Source organism: Saccharopolyspora hattusasensis (genome assembly GCF_050972075.1).
Classification (GTDB): Bacteria; Actinomycetota; Actinomycetes; order Mycobacteriales; family Pseudonocardiaceae; genus Saccharopolyspora; species Saccharopolyspora hattusasensis.
In genome coordinates this window covers 2708532-2724726 of the sequence record NZ_JBPCDC010000001.1, presented here as the reverse complement: position 1 = coordinate 2724726, position 16195 = coordinate 2708532, and the positions used below count along the sequence as shown (strand labels likewise).

The following is a 16195-nucleotide window of genomic DNA, read 5'->3' as shown; positions in this document are numbered from 1 at the left end:
CAGCGTGCGTAATCGCATGCCGGAGAACCCGATCGAAGCACGCACCAGGGTTACAGGAGCAGCCATGGCCAACCGCGCGGCGAAGCCGGTCACCGCGGGCCTGAGCCGGCTTGCGCAAATCGACCGCCACGAGCGGGCCCGCATCATCCAGCAGCTCTGCCACCAGTACCCGGCGTTCCGGTCGATGCTGAGGCAGGTGACCATCGCCCGCGGGGTGGCCTTCGCGTCCGGACTGATGCTCGCCCTCGCGGTGATGTTCCTGGTCCAGGGCGCTTCCGTGTGGTGGGTGTCCGGTCTCGTGTTCGCCGGTCTCGCCGGGTTCTGCTACGTCGCGGTGGCTCTCACCGACAGCCGGTTCGACCTGCTGCTGGCGGTGCTGGGCGCACACCACACCGACGAGCTGCACGGCCGACTGGTGACCGAGCAGATCTACGGCGACGATCCGCCCGCGGATCCGCTGGAGCGGCCGGCGTCGCGAGCGGTCGCATCCCGCACGGTCGCCTCCCGGCTCACCACCGAGGGGTTGTGAACTGTTCGGTGGAATGTGTCAAAGCGTTGGGGAATGTGCTGGTTCGGTAGATCGCGGGGATTGTCGGTGCCCGCCGATACTGTGCCCGGTGATGAGCGTGGTGTTGCAGGCATACCGGTTCGCGTTGGACCCGAACCCTGTGCAAGAGGCCGGGTTGCGGTCGCATTGTGGTGCGCAGCGGTTCGCGTTCAACTGGGGGCTGGGCAAGGTAAAAGCCAACTGTGAGCAGCGGAAAGCTGAAGCCTCGTACGGCCTGGACGGTGACGAGTTGACGCCACCGGTGGGCTGGTCGGCCTACGGCCTGCGTAAAGACTGGAACCAGGCCAAGGACACGGTTGCGCCGTGGTGGCAGGAGAATTCGAAGGAAGCGTACTCGTCCGGGCTGTCGAACCTCGCGACGGCGCTGAAGAACTGGGGCGACTCGAAGAAGGGCAAGCGCAAGGGCCGCAAGCTCGGGTTCCCGAGGTTCAAGGGCAAGCGCAGCGGGTTGTCGTGCCGGTTCACCACCGGCAGCTTCGGTCTCGCTGACCACGACCGGCGCCATGTGAAGCTGCCCCGCATCGGGGTGGTGCGCACCCACGAGTCCACCCGGAAACTCGCGCGGCGCGTCGACACGGGTGCCGCGCGGATCCGCTCGGCGACGGTGTCGTATCGGGCCGGACGGTGGTTTGTGTCGTTCTCGGTGGAGATCACCCGCAACGATCCCGCCCCCGCCCAGCCCGGTGTGACGGTGGGTGTGGATCTCGGGATCAAGTCCCTGGCCGTGCTCTCGACCGGTGAAGTGATCGACAACCCGAAACACCTCGAAGTCGCCCTGCGTGAGTTGCGGAGGTTGCAGCGGCAAGCCTCCCGGCGCACTGGCCCAGACCACCGTAGCGGAAAGAAGCCGTCGAACCGGTGGCGCAAAACCCAAGCCCGCATCGCCACGCTGCACACCACAGTCGCCAATGCGCGCCGCGATGGGCTGCATAAGCTCACCACCTGGCTGGTGCGGACCTTCGGTGCGATCGTGCTGGAAGACCTCAACGTTGCGGGCATGACCCGCAACCGCCGCCTGACGCGGCAGGTCGCGGGTGTCGGCATGGCCGAACTCCGACGCCAGGTCGAGTACAAAGCCTCCTGGGCCGGGCTGCGCGTGCACATCGCGTACCGGTGGTATCCCAGCTCTAAAACGTGCTCGGACTGTGGTGCGGTGAGAACCAAGCTGCACCTGTCCGACCGTATCTTCACCTGCCCGTCCTGCGGGATGAGCATGGATCGCGACCTCAACGCGGCCCACAACCTCGCCAACCTGGTTGACGCCACGACGTCCTCCCCGAGTTGCGGGGCGACGGAAAACGAGCCCGATGGAAACCCACACAAGACCCGCACCACGCGGGCAGCGGATATCGCCACGGGAAGACCCGCACCGAACAGCGCGGGCCAACGTCGACACCGCAAGGTGCCGACTCACGACACGCTTTCACACGTTTCGTGAACGGTCACCGGTGCACGCTGATCGATAGCGCCGCCGCGATCTCGTTGCCCACGAAGTGGGTTTCGTCCTGCGGCGGCTCGCCGACGCGCACCACCAGCGGCCCGCCGAAGGGCTTGCGCTCCACGATCTCGATCCGCGAGCCCAGTGTCATGCTGTGTTCGGTGAGGTAGCGCAGCAGCTCCGAATCGGTGTCCCAAACCCGCGCGATGGTGCCGATCGTGCCGGGCTCGACCTGGTCCAGCAGCAGCGTCGCGGGTTTCTCCACGGTGCCTTCGGCGGTCGGGATCGGGTCGCCGTGCGGATCACGGGTGGGGTTGCCGAGCTTGGCGGCGATGTGCGCGACCAGTTCGTCGGACACCGCGTGCTCCAGCGCGTCGGCTTCCCGGTGCACCTCGTCCCAGCTGTAGTCGAGCTCCACGACCAGGAACAGCTCGATCAGCCGGTGCCGGCGCAGCACGTCGCAGGCCAGCCGCCGGCCCTCCGGGGTCAGCTCGACGCTGCGGTAGCGGACGTGGGTGACCAGGCCGAGCTGCGCCAGCTTGTTGATCATCCCGGACACCGACGAAGGGCTCAGGCCGAGCCGCTGGGTCAGGGTGGCGTTCGTGACGGGCACGCCCCGTTCGCTGAGCCCGTAGATCGCCCGGAGGTAGTCCTCGACGGACGGCGAGGGGCGCTCGGCCATACTCGTCATACTTTCACGATACGGGCGACCGCCAGCCGATGAACGAAGCGTGTGCCTCGCGTGTCCGCATGGCATCGCCCGGCCGCCAAGGTCGTTCCGCGCCGTGGGACACTGGTGGGCGCTATGTCTGCGACTTCCCTTCCACTCGTCTTCGATGCCCCGCGCCGTGGCATGCCGCCGCGGCACCTCGCCGACCTCTCCGCCGACGAACGGCGCGCCGCGGTGACCGAGCTGGGGGAGAAGCCGTTCCGCGCCAAGCAGCTCGCGCACCACTACTTCGGCAGGCTCAACGCCGACGTGGAGTCGATGACCGACATCCCGGCGGCCAGCCGCGCGAAGCTCGCCGAACACCTGCTGCCGCCGCTGCTGAACCCGGTCCGGCACCTGAACACCGATGACGGCACCACCCGCAAGACGCTCTGGCGCGCGCACGACGGCACGCTGCTGGAAAGCGTGCTGATGCGGTACCCGGACCGCGCGACCGTGTGCATTTCGAGCCAGGCCGGCTGCGGGATGGCGTGCCCGTTCTGCGCCACCGGACAGGGCGGGCTGCAGCGCAACCTGTCGACCGCGGAGATCGTCGACCAGGTGCGTTCGGCCGCGGCGGCGATGCGCGACGGCGAGGTCCAGGGCGGGCCCGGTCGGCTGTCCAACGTCGTGTTCATGGGCATGGGCGAGCCGCTGGCCAACTACCGACGGGTGATCAACGCGGTGCACCGGATCTGCGACCCGGCGCCGGAGGGGCTGGGCCTCTCGCAGCGGTCGGTCACCGTGTCCACGGTCGGGCTGGCGCCCGCCATCAAGAAGATGACCGCTGAGAACCTGCACGTCACGCTCGCGGTGTCGCTGCACACCCCGGACGACGAGCTGCGCGACACGCTGGTGCCGGTGAACAACCGCTGGAAGGTCGCGGAGGTGCTGGAGGCGGCCCGCGGCTACGCCGACCACACCGGGCGCCGGGTGTCGATCGAGTATGCGCTGATCCGCGACATCAACGACCAGCCGTGGCGCGCGGATCTCCTCGGCAAGCTGCTGCACCGCCACCTCGGGTCGTTCGCGCACGTCAACCTGATCCCGCTGAACCCGACGCCGGGCAGCAAGTGGGACGCCAGCCCGAAGCCGGTGGAGCGGGAGTTCGTCCGCCGGGTTCGTGAAGCGGGTGTCCCGTGCACGGTCCGGGACACCCGAGGCCAGGAGATCGCGGCGGCCTGCGGCCAACTCGCCGCCGAAGGCTGATTCTTCCGGAGTGAAGGGCACCTTTCATTCCAAACGGTCTCGTCACGTTTCGCTGCTGGTCAGAGCCGGGTGTGGATGGTCTTGTCGCGTACAATTCGCGGTGGCGGGTGGAAGAAACTCCTCGGCACCCTGCTCACAGCTGCCGTGTCCTTCGGCGTGCTCAACCGTTCCTAAAGTTTCAGTGAATCTCTAGGAGTCCACCGTTACCGGCGGACGGTCCCCGTCTTGCCCGCGTGGACGCAGTGCGGGGTGGACGCTTCCCAGCCACCTGCCCGCCTGCGCGGGTCTTCCGGTCCGCTCCACGTCCTTTCGACCCATTCGGGTCTGGGTTTCCGGCCACTCCGGCACCCATCATGATGTCCTCGGCCAGTGTGGCGAGGTTGTGTGCGGCATTCAGGTCACGGTCGATGACCAGGCCGCACGCGGTGTGTCGCAGCGAAACACCCGGTCCGAGAGGCGTAGCTTGGCTTTCACCACACCACAGGCCGAACATGTTTTGCTGGACGGAAACCACCGGTCAGCGACAACCAGCCGGCCGCCGTGCCAGCTGGTTTTGTAGTCGAGTTGCCTCCTGATCTCGGCGAACCCGGCATCGCTGATGGCGCGCGCTCACTTCCGGTTGGCCAACATCCCTGACACGCCCAGGTCTTCGACCACCACGGTGCCGATGTGGGCGGCGAGTCCGGTAGTGAGCTTGTGGATCCCGTCGCGCCGCAGGTTGGTCACGCGGTGGTGGATTCGGTTGCGACGCCGGTTGGCACGTTTCCACCGATTCGACGCCTTCTGTCCCGTACGTTTGCCCGGTCCTTGCCGACGCGACACCGCGCGAGACCACCTGCGCAGCTTTTTCTGAGCCTTGCGCAGGTGTTCCGGGTTGCCCACGGACCCCTGCTCGTCGGTGACACCCGGAACTGGTCGCGAGCACACCGCGAGGTGCGAGATCCCGAGATCCACTCCCACGGTCGCGGCAGGATCAGCGGGTTTCGTCTCGCTGCGTTGGACTTCGCAGGTGAAAGCGACGAACCAGCGTCCACCCTCGAACCGCACAGTGGCCGACAAGATGCGTGCGGTTCCCGTTTCGATACGCCGGGCGAGCTTGCGGGTGGACTCGTGCGTCTTGAGCGTCCCCAGCCTGGGAAGTGTGACGTGGTGCCGGTCCGGTTCGATGCGGATGGTTCCGGTGGTGAACCGCACTGACAATGCTGACCGGTGCTTGGACTTGAACCGCGGAAACCCGACCTTTCGGCCCACGCGCTTGCCGCTGCGGGAGTCGTTCCAGTTCTTCAACGCACGAGCCAGGTTGTCCAGTCCGGTGTTGTAGGACTCTTTGGAGTTTTCCGGCCACCACGGAGCCACCTCGTCCTTGGTGGCGTTCCAGGCGCGCCGAAGACCAGCCAGGGACCAGTTCAACGACGGCGTGAGCTGATCTTCGCCGATGCCGTAGGTGCGTTCGGCGGTGCGCTGGTCCAGGTTCGCCTTCACCCCAGCCAACGCCCAGTTGTAGGCCACCCGCGCCGCCCCGCAGTGCGACAACACCGCACGCTCCTGCATGGGCGTGCGGCCTGCTCGGTGCCTGCTTCGGTCCCGTCGGCAGGGGCGAGACCGCCTACGCCAAGCGTCTGCTGCCCCTGCTGAACCGCGAGCACCTGCTACTGGTCGACCGGGGCTTCGACAGCAACGCCTTCCTCGCACAGGTCGCCGCCACCGGCGCGCAGTTCCTGGCCCGCTGCAAGTCCACCCGCCGCGCGGCGATCGACGCCGGATGCGCCTCCATCCCGCAGCCTGGCCCGAGCCGGTCGTCACCCGCGACGGCGGCAGCGGATGACACGATCAGCGGCGCATACCCCCAGATTCCCTGGTAGGGCAGGTGCACTTTCAACAACGCCAGACTGTTGTTGATCCGCCAAACCGAGCTTGGTCACCAGTCGGTGCACCGCCGCGATCCCGCCGAAGCACGTGGCGTCGACGTTCCCGCCGATCTCGTAGCTCACCGTGCCCGAGTGCAGCATCGGCTTGGACTGCGCGCCCCAGTGTCCCGCACGTGCATGCCGGGCCGCCACCTTGCGCCGTCGGCGTGCCGCGTTCCGCCGACTCTGCTCGTGCGGTATCTTCTTCATTACAAAGGCCTTTCCTCTTGGGCTGCGTTGGAGTCGCAAACCCAAGCAGGATAAGGCCTTTGCCTTATCTCAGGCCGGATCTACCCACCCGACACGCTTGATGAAGGGCTAGGCTACAGCGGCAGAGGCAATCCTCTCGCCAGCAACGGGAGATTCAGGCAATCCGCGAAGGCACTTTCGGGTAGACCGAGAGATCCACCCTTCTTCTCCTTGAGTCCGCCGCATAGCTTTTCACCGCAACCGCCCCGAGCGTGAGGGAAATCATCTAGATCGACGGCGGAATCCACAGTGGAGATAGTTTCTGCCGGTCTCGGACACCGCGCCGCGGGCGGGAACGTGCAGATACGCGCCGGAGAAGAGGAGAACGACCGTGGCTGACGTAGTGGAATCAACCGACTCGTTGGAAGACTTACGTCCGCTACCGCACCCTCGAATCAAGCGCCAGGGTCAGGTCGAACAAGGTGTGGAGCCCCTGTCGCGGCTACCGGCCGAGGACCTCGACACCCTGCTGATGATCCGTCACTTCGAACTGGCCGTGCTGGAACTGTTCTCGCAGGGTCTGCTGCACGGCACCACGCACACCTGCCTCGGACAGGAGTACATTCCCGTCGCGCTCTACGCACTGCTGGACGAGGGCGACTACGTCTTCAGCAACCACCGCGGGCACGGCCACTACCTGGCCCGCTTCCGGGACCCGCACGGCCTGCTGGCGGAGATCATGGGGCGCGAGGGCGCCGTGTGCCACGGGGTGGGCGGCAGCCAGCACATCTACCGCGACCGCTACCTGTCCACCGGCGTACAGGGCGAGAGCCTGCCGGTGGCCGCGGGTGTCGCCCTGCACCTGCGACGGGCCGAGCCCGGACGGATCGCGGTGGTGCACATCGGCGACGGCACGTGGGGCGAAGGCGCGGTGTACGAGGCGCTCAACATGGCCCAGTTGTGGCGGCTGCCCCTGCTGGTCGTGGTCGAGAACAACAAGATCGCCCAGTCCACTCCGACCGAGCGGCAGATGGCCGGCACCATCCAGGCGCGCGCGGCGGCCTTCGGCATCCGGCACCACCACGTCACCTCTCATGATGTCGCCCGGGTGCGCCGGGAGTTGTCCGGCGTGATCGACGACATCCGCACCCAACACCAGCCCTTGGTGGTGGAGTTCACCACGAACCGCGTGGGCCCACACAGCAAGGGAGACGACTCCCGCCCCGCCGAGGTGATACGGCACGCGGCCGTGCACGACTGGTACCACCGGTACGAGGAGCAGCACCCAGAGCATTTCGCCGTGGCGGACCGGAGCCAGCGACTGGCGATCGCCGAGGTCGTGCGCGAGGTCCAGGCCCGCCCCGCGTCCCGCTGGGAGCACTCATGACCAGGCCGGAGCGGGTGATCGGCAACCTCAACCGGGCCCTGCACACGCTCCTCGACAACGATCCCCGCGCCTACGTCATCGGCGAGGACATCGCCGACCCGTACGGCGGCGCCTTCAAGGCCGCCCGGGGCCTGTCGGACCGCCACCCGGAACGGGTGATCTCCTCGCCGATCAGCGAGGGCGGCATCGTGGGCGTCGCCGCCGGGCTCGCCCTGACCGGCAACCACCCGGTCGTGGAAATGATGTTCTCCGACTTCGCCGCCCTCGCCTTCGACCAACTCCTGAACTTCGCCAGCAAGTCCGTGTCGATGTACGGCCGCACCGTTCCGATGAGCATGGTGGTCCGCTGCCCCACCGGCGGCAACCGGGGCTACGGGCCGACCCACAGCCAGAGCCTGCAGAAGCACTTCATCGGCATCCCCGCGCTCAGCCTGCACGAGATATCGCCGTTCCACGACAACGCGGACGTCCTCACCACCATGCTCTCCCGCGAGCAGCCGTGCGTGCTGTTCGAGGACAAGACGCTCTACACCCGCACGATGCACCAGGGCGGGGTCGTCGACGACCTCTTCCGGTACGAGCTGCTCGACGACCCGAGCCGGACCGCGCGCGTGTTCCCCGTGGACTGCGCTGACCCAGACTGGATCATCCTGGCCCCCGGGGGCCTGGTCGAGCGAGCCGTCGCCGCCATGCGCACCCTGCTGCTGGAGGAGGAAGTCACCTGCGAACTCCTGGTGCCCTCCCGGCTCTACCCGTTCACCGTCGAACCGCTGCTCGCGACGGTGTCCCGCGCCCGCCGCATCTGTGTCGCAGAGGACAGCGCGGCAGACGGCACCTGGGGCGAAATGCTCGCCCAGCAGCTGCATGAGCACCTGTGGCGACGGCTGGCTCGCCCCGTACTGCTGCTCAGTGCCCAACCGAGCGTCATCCCCACCGCCGCCCACCTGGAGCACACCGTCCTGCTCCAGGCGACCGCACTCCGCCGCGCCCTCACGGAGGCTTCCCAGTGATCAGCGTCAAGCTGCCCACCCTCAACACCAACGACGCCAGCTACGTCTTGGTCGAATGGCTCGCCGAACACGGCGCACGCATCAAGAAAGGGCAGCCGCTGGTGGTGATCGAGACCTCCAAGGCCCAGGAAGAGATCGACAGCACCGCCGACGGCATCCTGCACACCCTCCTCGCAGGCGGCGCTGACTGCCGCCCCGGTCAGACCGTCGCCCACCTCTTCGCCTCGGAGGACGAACGCCATGCCTACCTCTCCGCACCGGCCGTCGACCCCACCGCACGGCCGGAGTCGGCAACCGATGCCGGCCTGACGCTCACCAACGCGGCGCGCGCCCTCGCGGACCAGCACGGCCTGACCGACAACGAACTGCGCGGACTGGGCCGCACCGTGATCCGCGCAGCCGACATCGAAGCGCTGCTGCCACGCCCCGCGCAAGCCGGTGCCCCCACCGACCGGCAACTGTCGGCGCAGCAGCGGGCGGTGGGCGCCGTGGTCACCGAGTCGATGCGCACCATCCCGGCCGCCTCCGCCTACGCCAAGGTCGACGTCGGCCAGGCTCAGGACCTCGCCCGGCAACTGCGCCAGCGCACCGGCAGCTTCGTCTCCCTGCTCGGCCTCCTCATCAAGTCGGTGGCAGACCAACTCCCGGCGCACCCAAGCCTGTTCACCCGGCTCCTCGACGACGGCACCATCCAGCCCGCCCCCTGCGCACACGTCGCGGTGGCCGTGGACGCCGGAAAGGGCCTGTACACCCCGGTCGTACACAACACCGCCGCGCTGAGCGTCGCCCGGATCGCCGACGTGATAACAGGATTCCGCGACAAAGCCGTCCGCGGCACTTTCCGAACCGACGAGCTCACCGGCGCCAACATCTTGATCGCTCCGCACACCGCCGAAGGTGTGGTCTTCGCCACCCCCATCGTCTTCCCCGGCCAGACCTGCGCGCTCTCCCTGGGCGGCATCGACGAACAGCTCGTCCTGGACCAGCGGGGCAGGCCGGAAGTCCGCCGGTTCACGTACCTCGGTCTGGTCTACGACCATCGCGTGGTCAACGGCCGCGACGCGATGGCCTTCCTTGGCGACCTCAAACAAGCACTGGAGACACCAGCCGCCCTCGCGGCCGGTACCGAAGGCGACGAGGACGCGCCAAAGAAGGCGTGCGAGCCCCCGACCTGACAGGGGGGCCTCCACGCGCGGCGCGGCAGCCGGAGCACGGCGTCCGCAGCCCACTCCTCGGCATACGACTGCGGGTGCCGGGGAAGTGATCGCTGCCTATGCACCCACTTGGTCCCCGGCGGCGGGCCGAGCGTGCGCCCGTAGTCGCGTGGAGCAGGTGGCGCCGGTCCCCTATGAGGTGCGGTCCAGCGGTCGGGCCGGCAGGTTTGTATCCAGTGCTCCATGAAGGAGTTCATTCACGGCATTCGGATGCCGCTGGTGACGACAGTGATCCCGTCGAAGGACTGAGTGTGCGGCTGGTCCGGTCAGTCAGCTTTCGGCTGTCAGCTGCCACGAACTAGGGCTCTGTCGCAATTTGCGTGATCAACTTTCTGGTGGCCGGATCTTGGGGATCATGTCGTGAGCAGGATGCGCTTGCGTAGTAGGTCCAGTTTGGCCCGCCCGAAGGACTGCCTTTTCAGGTATTTCGCCCTGTTCACGGCCCCTTCCGTTGGGCCGTTGCTCCAGGTGAGGGTGAGCCCGGCGGTGACCGCGGCCAGATCTTGGCGGAGGCCGTTGACGAACGAGCGTAGAGCGGGCAGGTCGTCAGTGCGGACGCGGTCCATCCAGTCGGGCAGCAGATCGCCGCGCAGGTCGCGGATCATGCTGGCGAACGCGCCGACGTGGCGGCGGGTGGCCTCCAACTCGGGGCAGCGGGCCAGGACGGCCTTGAGTCGTTGCCCGTCGTCGTCCGGGAGGTTGTCGGGGTCGCGCATGATCCAGCCGACGACCTCCCGGATCTTCGGCGGCCTCGGCGCAGACTCGGGGGCTTTGCCGGTGGAGCGGAAGGGACGCAGGTAGCGATAGACGGTCTGAGCGCTGCCACCGTAGCCCTGCTCGCGGATCTCGCGGACCAACTGGGAGACGTTGACGCAGCCCTCGTTGCACCGCTGGTGCAGGTAGGGCTTGTATTCGTCCAATAAGGACGCACGGGAGGCGGACTTGGCGAGGAGTTCTTCGACGCTGCCGGCCTGGAAGTATCGGCGCGCGGTCTTGCGGTCGAGGTCGAGCTCGCGTGCCACCGCACGGATGCCCTTGCCCTGGGCACGTAAGGATTGCACGGCTGCGTACCGCTGGCGGGTCCGCGCCGCCAGGCCGGATTCGGTGGCCTCGCCAGAGACGGCTGGCTCTGCGACCGGTGTTGGGCTCGGCGACACCTCGGCCGCGCCGTCGGCGACGATGTCGCCTTCGCCGCGTACATCGTCGACGGCGGGCTCGGTTAGGCAGCCGCGGTGCCCGAGCACGGTCTTCTCCACTGCCTCGCTCAGGTTCTTCCACAGATGCCACCGGTCCGCGCATTGCACCGCCTGAGAGACTGTTGGGTAACTGGGTGGTTACGCAGCGATGTTGGTTTCGGCGGTGAGTCGGCGGGCGGCTTCGCGTTCGGTGGCGTTGGGCCACCGGATGCTCTGGCCGGCGAGCCGGGTGGCCATGAGGCGGATCATCGCGAGTTTGATCATGTTTTCGGAGTTCGCGGTCAGGCGTTCGTAGTCGCGGGCGAGGCGACGGTTGCGGATCAGCCACCCAAAAGTTCGTTCGACCACCCACCTACTAGTTACGTGGAATCTGACCGCAGGGAAGATCATCTCCCTGCGGAGTGACCACGGACTAGGGAGACAAGTTGGGCAGCACGGTGGTGCTGGAGGAGAAGTGGCCGGTGCTGGGCAGGCACGCGCGGGCGGCCGAGTGGCTGCGGGTGTGGACCGACCTCGGGCGAGCGCTCCGGACGATCGACGCCTACGCCCGCGGCCTGGCCGAGTACCTGGAGATGTGCGATCGCGCGGGCGTCGACCCGGTCACCGCGAACCGGGCTCACGTCGCCGTCTACGTGCGGGAGTTGAACGAGCGACCCAGCCGCCGCGGCGCGAACGTGGTGGCGATCGACTCGGGTTCGGGTCTGGCCAATGCCACCATCCAGCAGCGATTAGTCCTTATGTGGAATCTGATTTGTCAAGTTCATTCCTGTTTTCCCTGGTTGACAGCGACGATCGGCAGCAGGGTCGCGGTCGCCGGGACGCCGATCTCGCGTGGTGTCGCCCCGTCTGGTGTGGGGACGTCGACGAGCAGTTTCAGCAGTTGGTCGAGCGCGGCTTGGCCATCGTCGACGGCGGCTTGTTCGTCCTCGGTGAGCGGGATGTTGACCAGCATCCTCTGCAGATTTTCCTTGGCCTCCAACAGTTGTCCCTTTGACGAGGCCTTCGGGGTGTAGAAGTCGCAGCGGGCGCAGGCCATCCGGTGCGGGCATTGCTCGAAGAAGGTGTAGGTGCAGTAGCCATGGCCCAGGTCGTAGTGCTGCCATGGCTCACCTGACGCTGCGGCCCCGGAGGTGACCGCGTCGCGGTCGACGAGGACTTCGATGGTGCGGACGTTGCGGGCGAAGTAGCCCGCGTCGCTGTATGCCTTCGCGAGCGTGGTCGGATTGATCTTGGCGTAATGTTGAGTGGTAGTCCCTGTCCGGTTGTTCTACGACTACCTGATGGAAGAAGGGGTGCGGGAGTCCAACCCGGTCGGCCGAGGACGCTACACGCCCGGACGTCGGCGGGGCGGGCACCAGCGCGGCCTAGTACCCAGGATGACCAAACTGCCGTGGATCCCCACAGAGCAGCAGTGGGCGGAAATCCTTGCTGTGGCGGCGAAAGAGCCGGTCCGCAACCGCGTGATGCTCGCCTTGGCCTATGACGCCGCACTGCGCCGCGAGGAGTTGTGCTCGCTGCGCACCGACGACCTCGACCCAGCTCACCGAACATTACGGGTGCGGGCGGAGACGACGAAGAACCGGCTGGAGCGCGTCGTGCCGTACTCCGCGCCGACCGGGGTGCTGCTGTCCGGTTACCTCGCCCACCGCGCCACGATCAGCCGGGCGCGCGGGCCGCTGTTCCTGTCTGAGTCCCGCCGCAACCACGCCCAGCCGCTGAGTCTGTGGACCTGGTCGAAAGTCATCCGCAGGATCGCGCTGGCCGCCGGGATCCCGCGCTTCGCTACTCACACCACCCGACACCTCTGCCTGACCGACCTGGCCCGGATGGGATGGGAATTGCACGCCATCGCCACGTTCGCCGGCCACCGCTCAACCGAGTCCACGCTTGCGTACATCCACCTGTCCGGCCGCGATCTGGCCGACAAGCTCGCCAAGGGCATGGAGCAGATCCACTCCTGGCGCATCGACATGCTCGCCCGCCTCGGCGGGCAGGAGACGGGAGCCGCGCTGCGGTGACCACTTCTCCCTCGGCGGCCGTCACCACGACGGCCGCGGACCTCACCTGGACATGGCCATTTGACCGTTCGCGCTACCAGCAGCGCGCCGAACTCACATCCCAGGAAGTGGCGGCACTGCAGCAGTTGGGCACGGATCTTCGCCGCCGTTCTGGGCGCCATGACCCGCAGATTCCGGCATGGACGGCCATCAGGTGGCTGCTCCGCCCGTTGGACGACGTCCGGGCGTCACTGTGGTGCCCGGACAGCTCATACCACCGCCAAGGCGTGAACGACGCCATCGCCATCGTTCTGTTGCGCTGCGCTCAGCAGAGCAGGACATTCTGGTGCTGGACCGCCGAGGACTGGCTCCAGCTGATCGGCACCAGCGCCGCAACGTTCAGTACGTCCGCTCCGGGCTGGGTCGACGGGACCGCACGATCGACCCTCGCCGCATACGCCTATCTACTCGGTGGCTTCACCGCCTTTGACCGTCTCGGCGGATTCCAGCGCCTCCCCTTGAGCTGGCGCGTGTTCGGCAAGGAACTCGTCGACCGCGCCCAAGAGCAGGTCAATCGGGTGCTCAACGGATGGGGCTACCGAATCGAGTCCGGTGCGGACGCGCGAGTTTCTCCGGTCCTCTGCCAAGCCCTGCTGCTTAACCGCAGCCCGTTGCTGGAGGACCTGACCACCGAGGCGTTCGCCTGGCTGCGCCAGCATCCGGCCATGCGACGCCCGCACGTCGGCGCTCTTCATGCCATCCAACGCGCGGTGGCCTCGCTTGGTTTCTGCGAACCTCCGCCCTCCCCGTTCCGGGGGCGGATGCCCGAGATCGAGGGGACCGCGCCGTCGTGGGCGGACTGGGTCGAGCGGTGGCACGACACTTCCACGCTCTCGCCCAAGGCCCGCGCGACCGCCCGCACCGTGCTGTCCAAGATCGGGCGATGGCTCGCCGAGCAGCACCCGGAGATTACCGAGCCTGCCTACTGGACCCGGCAAACCTGCGCGTCCTGGATCGCCGCGCTGGACCGGATGAGCATCGGGGACTACAACCAGCGGCGCGGCGGGCTCGGCGACAGGGCGGGGCAGCCGATCTCGGCAGAGACCAAGTCCGGATACCTGACCGCGACCAGGGCGTTCTTCCGCGACTGCCAGGAATGGGAGTGGATTCCGCGCCGCTTCGACCCTGTTCGGGCTCTCGCCACTCCCAGAACGGTCCTGGCGATGCTCGGACCCGATCCCCGGGTCATCGCCGACGAGATCTGGGCCAAGCTGCTCTGGGCCGGGCTAAACATCCAGCCCGAAGACTTGCCGACCAGCTACAACAGCCTGCGCTACCCGATCGAGCTCCTGCGCGCCGTTGCCCTGGCTTGGTTGTTCAGCGGCCAGCGCAGTGACGAGATCGTCCGCCTGCGGGTCGGTTGCATCCGTTGGCAGCACGACGGATTTCCCATTCCTGGTGACTCACACGAGATCCTCGCTGAGGACTTAGTCTGTCTGCTGGATATCCCTACCCACAAGACCGGCACGGCGTTCACCAAACCCATTGATCCCTTGCTGGGCAAGGCAATCGAGGTATGGGAGGCCGCGCGGCCGAACCAGCCCGCCCTGGTGGATCGCAAGACCGGTGAACGGGTCGATTTCCTGTTCGCCAACCGAGCACGGCGGGTCAGCAAGCACTACATCAATGAGACGATCATCCCGATGCTCTGCCGCAAAGCCGGCGTCCCGGCCGCCGACGTCCGCGGCAACATCACCAGTCACCGGGCGCGATCGACGATCGCCAGCCAGCTCTACAACGCCAAGGAGCCCATGACACTGTTCGAGCTGCAGGAATGGCTTGGACACCGGACGCCGGAGGCGACGCCGCGGTACGCCAGGATCACCCCGAACACGCTGGCCAGGGCCTACAACGACGCCGGCTACTTCGCCCGCAACGTCCGCACCATCGAGGTGCTCGTCGACCGCGACGCGGTCGCCTCCGGGCAGGCCGCCGCCGGCGAGCCGTGGCAGTACTACGACCTCGGGCACGGCTACTGCACTACACGTTCTTCGAGCAGTGTCCACATCGGATGGCTTGCGCCCGCTGCGATTTCTACGCGCCGAAAGACTCCAGCAAAGCGCAACTGTTGGAGGCAAAGGAAAACCTACAGCGGATGCTAGCCAGCGTCCCGCTCACCGACGACGAACGAGCGGCAGTCGACGAGGGCCAGGACGCCCTGGACAGCCTCCTGGAGAGGCTGGCCGACGTCCCCACACCAGCCGGGGCCAGCCCACGGGAGATAGGCGTCCCCGCGACGGCGACCCTGCTGCCGATCGTCGCCGTCAACCAGGGCAAACAGGAATAAACTTGACAAATCAGATTCCACAGAATACGTGGTAGCACCTGGAACCCCTTGACATCGTCGCTGCGTTTGACGATTTCCAGTACCAGTCCGAGTTTTTCCTTCGCCCAGGCCAGCAGGCCGTTGACGACGGAGTTGGCGTATCCGCCATCGGCCCACACCAGAGCGATCGAGGGGAACCGGGCCGCCAGGCGTCGCAGGATCTCGCGCCCGCCGCGCTCCGCGCGGTCCTGCACCGATGCGGAGGTGACCATGACGACCAGCAGCAGGCCGAGGGTGTCCACGACCAGGTGCCGTTTGCGGCCTGTCGTTTTCTTGCCCATATCGAACCCGCGTTCCTGCCCTCCCTCGCTGCTTTTGATGGACTGGGCGTCGAGCACGGCCGCCGACGGGTCCGCCGTGCGTCCGGCCTGGCGCCGAACCTGATCGCGCAGCGCGTCGTGGACACGGTCGATCGTGCCGTCGGCACTCCAGTCCCGAAACCAGCGATAGGCCGCGTCCCAGGGCAGCAGATCACGGGGATTCATCCGCCACTGACAACCCGAACGCAGCACGTAGAAGATCCCGTCCAGCACCAGGCGATCGTCGTATTTCCTTGCCATACCGCCCTTTCGGCGGTCTCGTACCGGCATCAACGGCTCCAGGACCGCCCACACCTCATCGGTCAGACTGGACGGATAACATGGGCGGCGATCATCCCCGCCGGTATCGCAGTTGCACACACAACAAGATCACGGCGGGGATGATCTCTTTGTCATCTCGACACACCGACCGTGATCAACATCACGCCACGCTCGGTGTCGTCCCAGTTACCCAACAGTCTCTGAGGCGCACCGCGGGTAGCGCCCTCGGCATAGGCTCCGGACCTATCGCGTGTAATCACCTGGACCTCGGGATGCTTCTTGAGCCACTCGGCGAGGGCGTCGGGCCTCCCGGCCCTCCAGCACATCGTTCTCTCGGGTTCTTCAGTCTGTGGTGTGACGTTGCGTTGATCGCCCGCGTGGCGCGTCCTGCGACGGTTCTCTCG

The 16195-nt window shown here is 67.1% G+C and carries 15 protein-coding genes and 1 pseudogene; 8 read left to right on the top strand and 8 right to left on the bottom strand.

The annotated features are described in order from the left end of the window. Positions 1-64: 64 nt before the first annotated feature. Together ACRXBZ_RS12060 and tnpB (ACRXBZ_RS12055) are read left to right on the top strand one after the other, a co-directional pair. Complete coding sequence (locus ACRXBZ_RS12060) at positions 65-529, top strand: hypothetical protein (RefSeq protein WP_168584935.1); 465 nt, start codon at positions 65-67, stop codon at positions 527-529. A 91-nt stretch (positions 530-620) separates the two neighbouring features. Next, on the top strand, positions 621-2006 hold the full coding sequence (tnpB, locus tag ACRXBZ_RS12055) for an IS607 family element RNA-guided endonuclease TnpB (RefSeq protein WP_433879200.1): 1386 nt from the start codon (positions 621-623) through the stop codon (positions 2004-2006). Positions 2007-2010: 4 nt separating this feature from the next. Here tnpB (ACRXBZ_RS12055) and ACRXBZ_RS12050 read toward each other — a convergent pair whose 3' ends face one another. Next, entirely contained in the window at positions 2011-2688 is a 678-nt protein-coding gene (locus ACRXBZ_RS12050; protein WP_371812785.1) for a metal-dependent transcriptional regulator, read from the bottom strand. A gap of 123 nt (positions 2689-2811) precedes the next feature. Here ACRXBZ_RS12050 and rlmN point away from each other — a divergent pair, with 123 nt between their 5' ends. Further along, the gene (gene rlmN / locus ACRXBZ_RS12045) at positions 2812-3924 is read left to right on the top strand and encodes a dual-specificity RNA methyltransferase RlmN (protein WP_433879199.1); all 1113 of its coding nucleotides are present in this window, start codon (positions 2812-2814) and stop codon (positions 3922-3924) included. Between the two features lie 393 nt (positions 3925-4317). Here the strand turns inward: rlmN and ACRXBZ_RS12040 are convergent, their stop codons facing one another. From ACRXBZ_RS12040 to ACRXBZ_RS12030, 3 genes are all read right to left on the bottom strand, one after another. After that, positions 4318-4455: a zinc ribbon domain-containing protein gene (locus ACRXBZ_RS12040; protein ID WP_433883858.1), complete on the bottom strand. Its 138-nt coding sequence runs from the start codon at positions 4453-4455 to the stop codon at positions 4318-4320. 78 nt (positions 4456-4533) lie between these two features. Next, a complete protein-coding gene (gene tnpB / locus ACRXBZ_RS12035; protein ID WP_433879198.1) occupies positions 4534-5475 on the bottom strand; it encodes an IS607 family element RNA-guided endonuclease TnpB in 942 nt (313 codons plus the stop codon). Between the two features lie 248 nt (positions 5476-5723). Further along, the gene (locus ACRXBZ_RS12030; RefSeq protein WP_433879197.1) at positions 5724-6041 is read right to left on the bottom strand and encodes a hypothetical protein; all 318 of its coding nucleotides are present in this window, start codon (positions 6039-6041) and stop codon (positions 5724-5726) included. A 370-nt stretch (positions 6042-6411) separates the two neighbouring features. Between ACRXBZ_RS12030 and ACRXBZ_RS12025 the strand changes: the two genes are divergently transcribed. Genes ACRXBZ_RS12025 through ACRXBZ_RS12015 form a run of 3 tightly spaced genes read left to right on the top strand, consistent with a single transcriptional unit; the run spans position 6412 to position 9592 of the window. Next, positions 6412-7407 (top strand): thiamine pyrophosphate-dependent dehydrogenase E1 component subunit alpha, encoded by a 996-nt coding sequence (locus ACRXBZ_RS12025; protein WP_433879196.1) that lies wholly within the window; start codon positions 6412-6414, stop codon positions 7405-7407. Then, on the top strand, positions 7404-8417 hold the full coding sequence (locus ACRXBZ_RS12020) for an alpha-ketoacid dehydrogenase subunit beta (RefSeq protein WP_433879195.1): 1014 nt from the start codon (positions 7404-7406) through the stop codon (positions 8415-8417). Before ACRXBZ_RS12025 ends, ACRXBZ_RS12020 begins: the two co-directional genes overlap by 4 nt. Further along, positions 8414-9592 carry a 2-oxo acid dehydrogenase subunit E2 gene (locus ACRXBZ_RS12015; protein WP_433879194.1) on the top strand — a complete coding sequence of 393 codons (1179 nt, stop codon included), beginning with the start codon at positions 8414-8416 and terminating at the stop codon, positions 9590-9592. The genes ACRXBZ_RS12020 and ACRXBZ_RS12015 overlap by 4 nt, the downstream gene beginning before the upstream one ends. A 392-nt stretch (positions 9593-9984) precedes the next feature. Here ACRXBZ_RS12015 and ACRXBZ_RS12010 read toward each other — a convergent pair whose 3' ends face one another. From ACRXBZ_RS12010 to ACRXBZ_RS12000, 3 genes and pseudogenes are all read right to left on the bottom strand, one after another. Then, the gene (locus ACRXBZ_RS12010; RefSeq protein ID WP_433879193.1) at positions 9985-10887 is read right to left on the bottom strand and encodes a transposase; all 903 of its coding nucleotides are present in this window, start codon (positions 10885-10887) and stop codon (positions 9985-9987) included. A gap of 78 nt (positions 10888-10965) precedes the next feature. Next, positions 10966-11181, bottom strand: a pseudogene (locus tag ACRXBZ_RS12005) (transposase); the annotation flags it as partial. A gap of 406 nt (positions 11182-11587) precedes the next feature. Continuing rightward, positions 11588-11863, bottom strand: coding sequence for a hypothetical protein (locus tag ACRXBZ_RS12000; protein ID WP_433879192.1), 276 nt, complete (start codon positions 11861-11863; stop codon positions 11588-11590). A gap of 208 nt (positions 11864-12071) precedes the next feature. On the opposite strand from ACRXBZ_RS12000, the gene ACRXBZ_RS11995 reads away from it, so the two are divergent. Both ACRXBZ_RS11995 and ACRXBZ_RS11990 read left to right on the top strand, forming a co-directional pair. Further along, positions 12072-12845 carry a tyrosine-type recombinase/integrase gene (locus tag ACRXBZ_RS11995; RefSeq protein ID WP_433879191.1) on the top strand — a complete coding sequence of 258 codons (774 nt, stop codon included), beginning with the start codon at positions 12072-12074 and terminating at the stop codon, positions 12843-12845. Next, a complete protein-coding gene (locus ACRXBZ_RS11990; RefSeq protein WP_433879190.1) occupies positions 12842-14986 on the top strand; it encodes a tyrosine-type recombinase/integrase in 2145 nt (714 codons plus the stop codon). Before ACRXBZ_RS11995 ends, ACRXBZ_RS11990 begins: the two co-directional genes overlap by 4 nt. On the opposite strand, the gene ACRXBZ_RS11985 is transcribed toward ACRXBZ_RS11990, so the two are convergent. Then, on the bottom strand, positions 14919-15890 hold the full coding sequence (locus tag ACRXBZ_RS11985; protein WP_433879189.1) for an IS5 family transposase: 972 nt from the start codon (positions 15888-15890) through the stop codon (positions 14919-14921). The genes ACRXBZ_RS11990 and ACRXBZ_RS11985 overlap by 68 nt on opposite strands. Between the last annotated feature and the right edge of the window lie 305 nt (positions 15891-16195).

Excerpts from the sequence above, each read along its gene's own strand:
- ACRXBZ_RS12050 (WP_371812785.1), bottom strand. The coding sequence starts at position 2,688 with ATGGCCGAGCGCCCCTCGCCGTCCGTCGAGGACTACCTCCGGGCGATC.
- ACRXBZ_RS12000 (WP_433879192.1), bottom strand. The coding sequence starts at position 11,863 with ATGGCCTGCGCCCGCTGCGACTTCTACACCCCGAAGGCCTCGTCAAAG.
- tnpB (WP_433879200.1), top strand. The coding sequence starts at position 621 with ATGAGCGTGGTGTTGCAGGCATACCGGTTCGCGTTGGACCCGAACCCT.
- ACRXBZ_RS12060 (WP_168584935.1), top strand. The coding sequence starts at position 65 with ATGGCCAACCGCGCGGCGAAGCCGGTCACCGCGGGCCTGAGCCGGCTT.
- ACRXBZ_RS12020 (WP_433879195.1), top strand. The coding sequence starts at position 7,404 with ATGACCAGGCCGGAGCGGGTGATCGGCAACCTCAACCGGGCCCTGCAC.
- ACRXBZ_RS12030 (WP_433879197.1), bottom strand. The coding sequence starts at position 6,041 with ATGAAGAAGATACCGCACGAGCAGAGTCGGCGGAACGCGGCACGCCGA.
- rlmN (WP_433879199.1), top strand. The coding sequence starts at position 2,812 with ATGTCTGCGACTTCCCTTCCACTCGTCTTCGATGCCCCGCGCCGTGGC.
- tnpB (WP_433879198.1), bottom strand. The coding sequence starts at position 5,475 with ATGCAGGAGCGTGCGGTGTTGTCGCACTGCGGGGCGGCGCGGGTGGCC.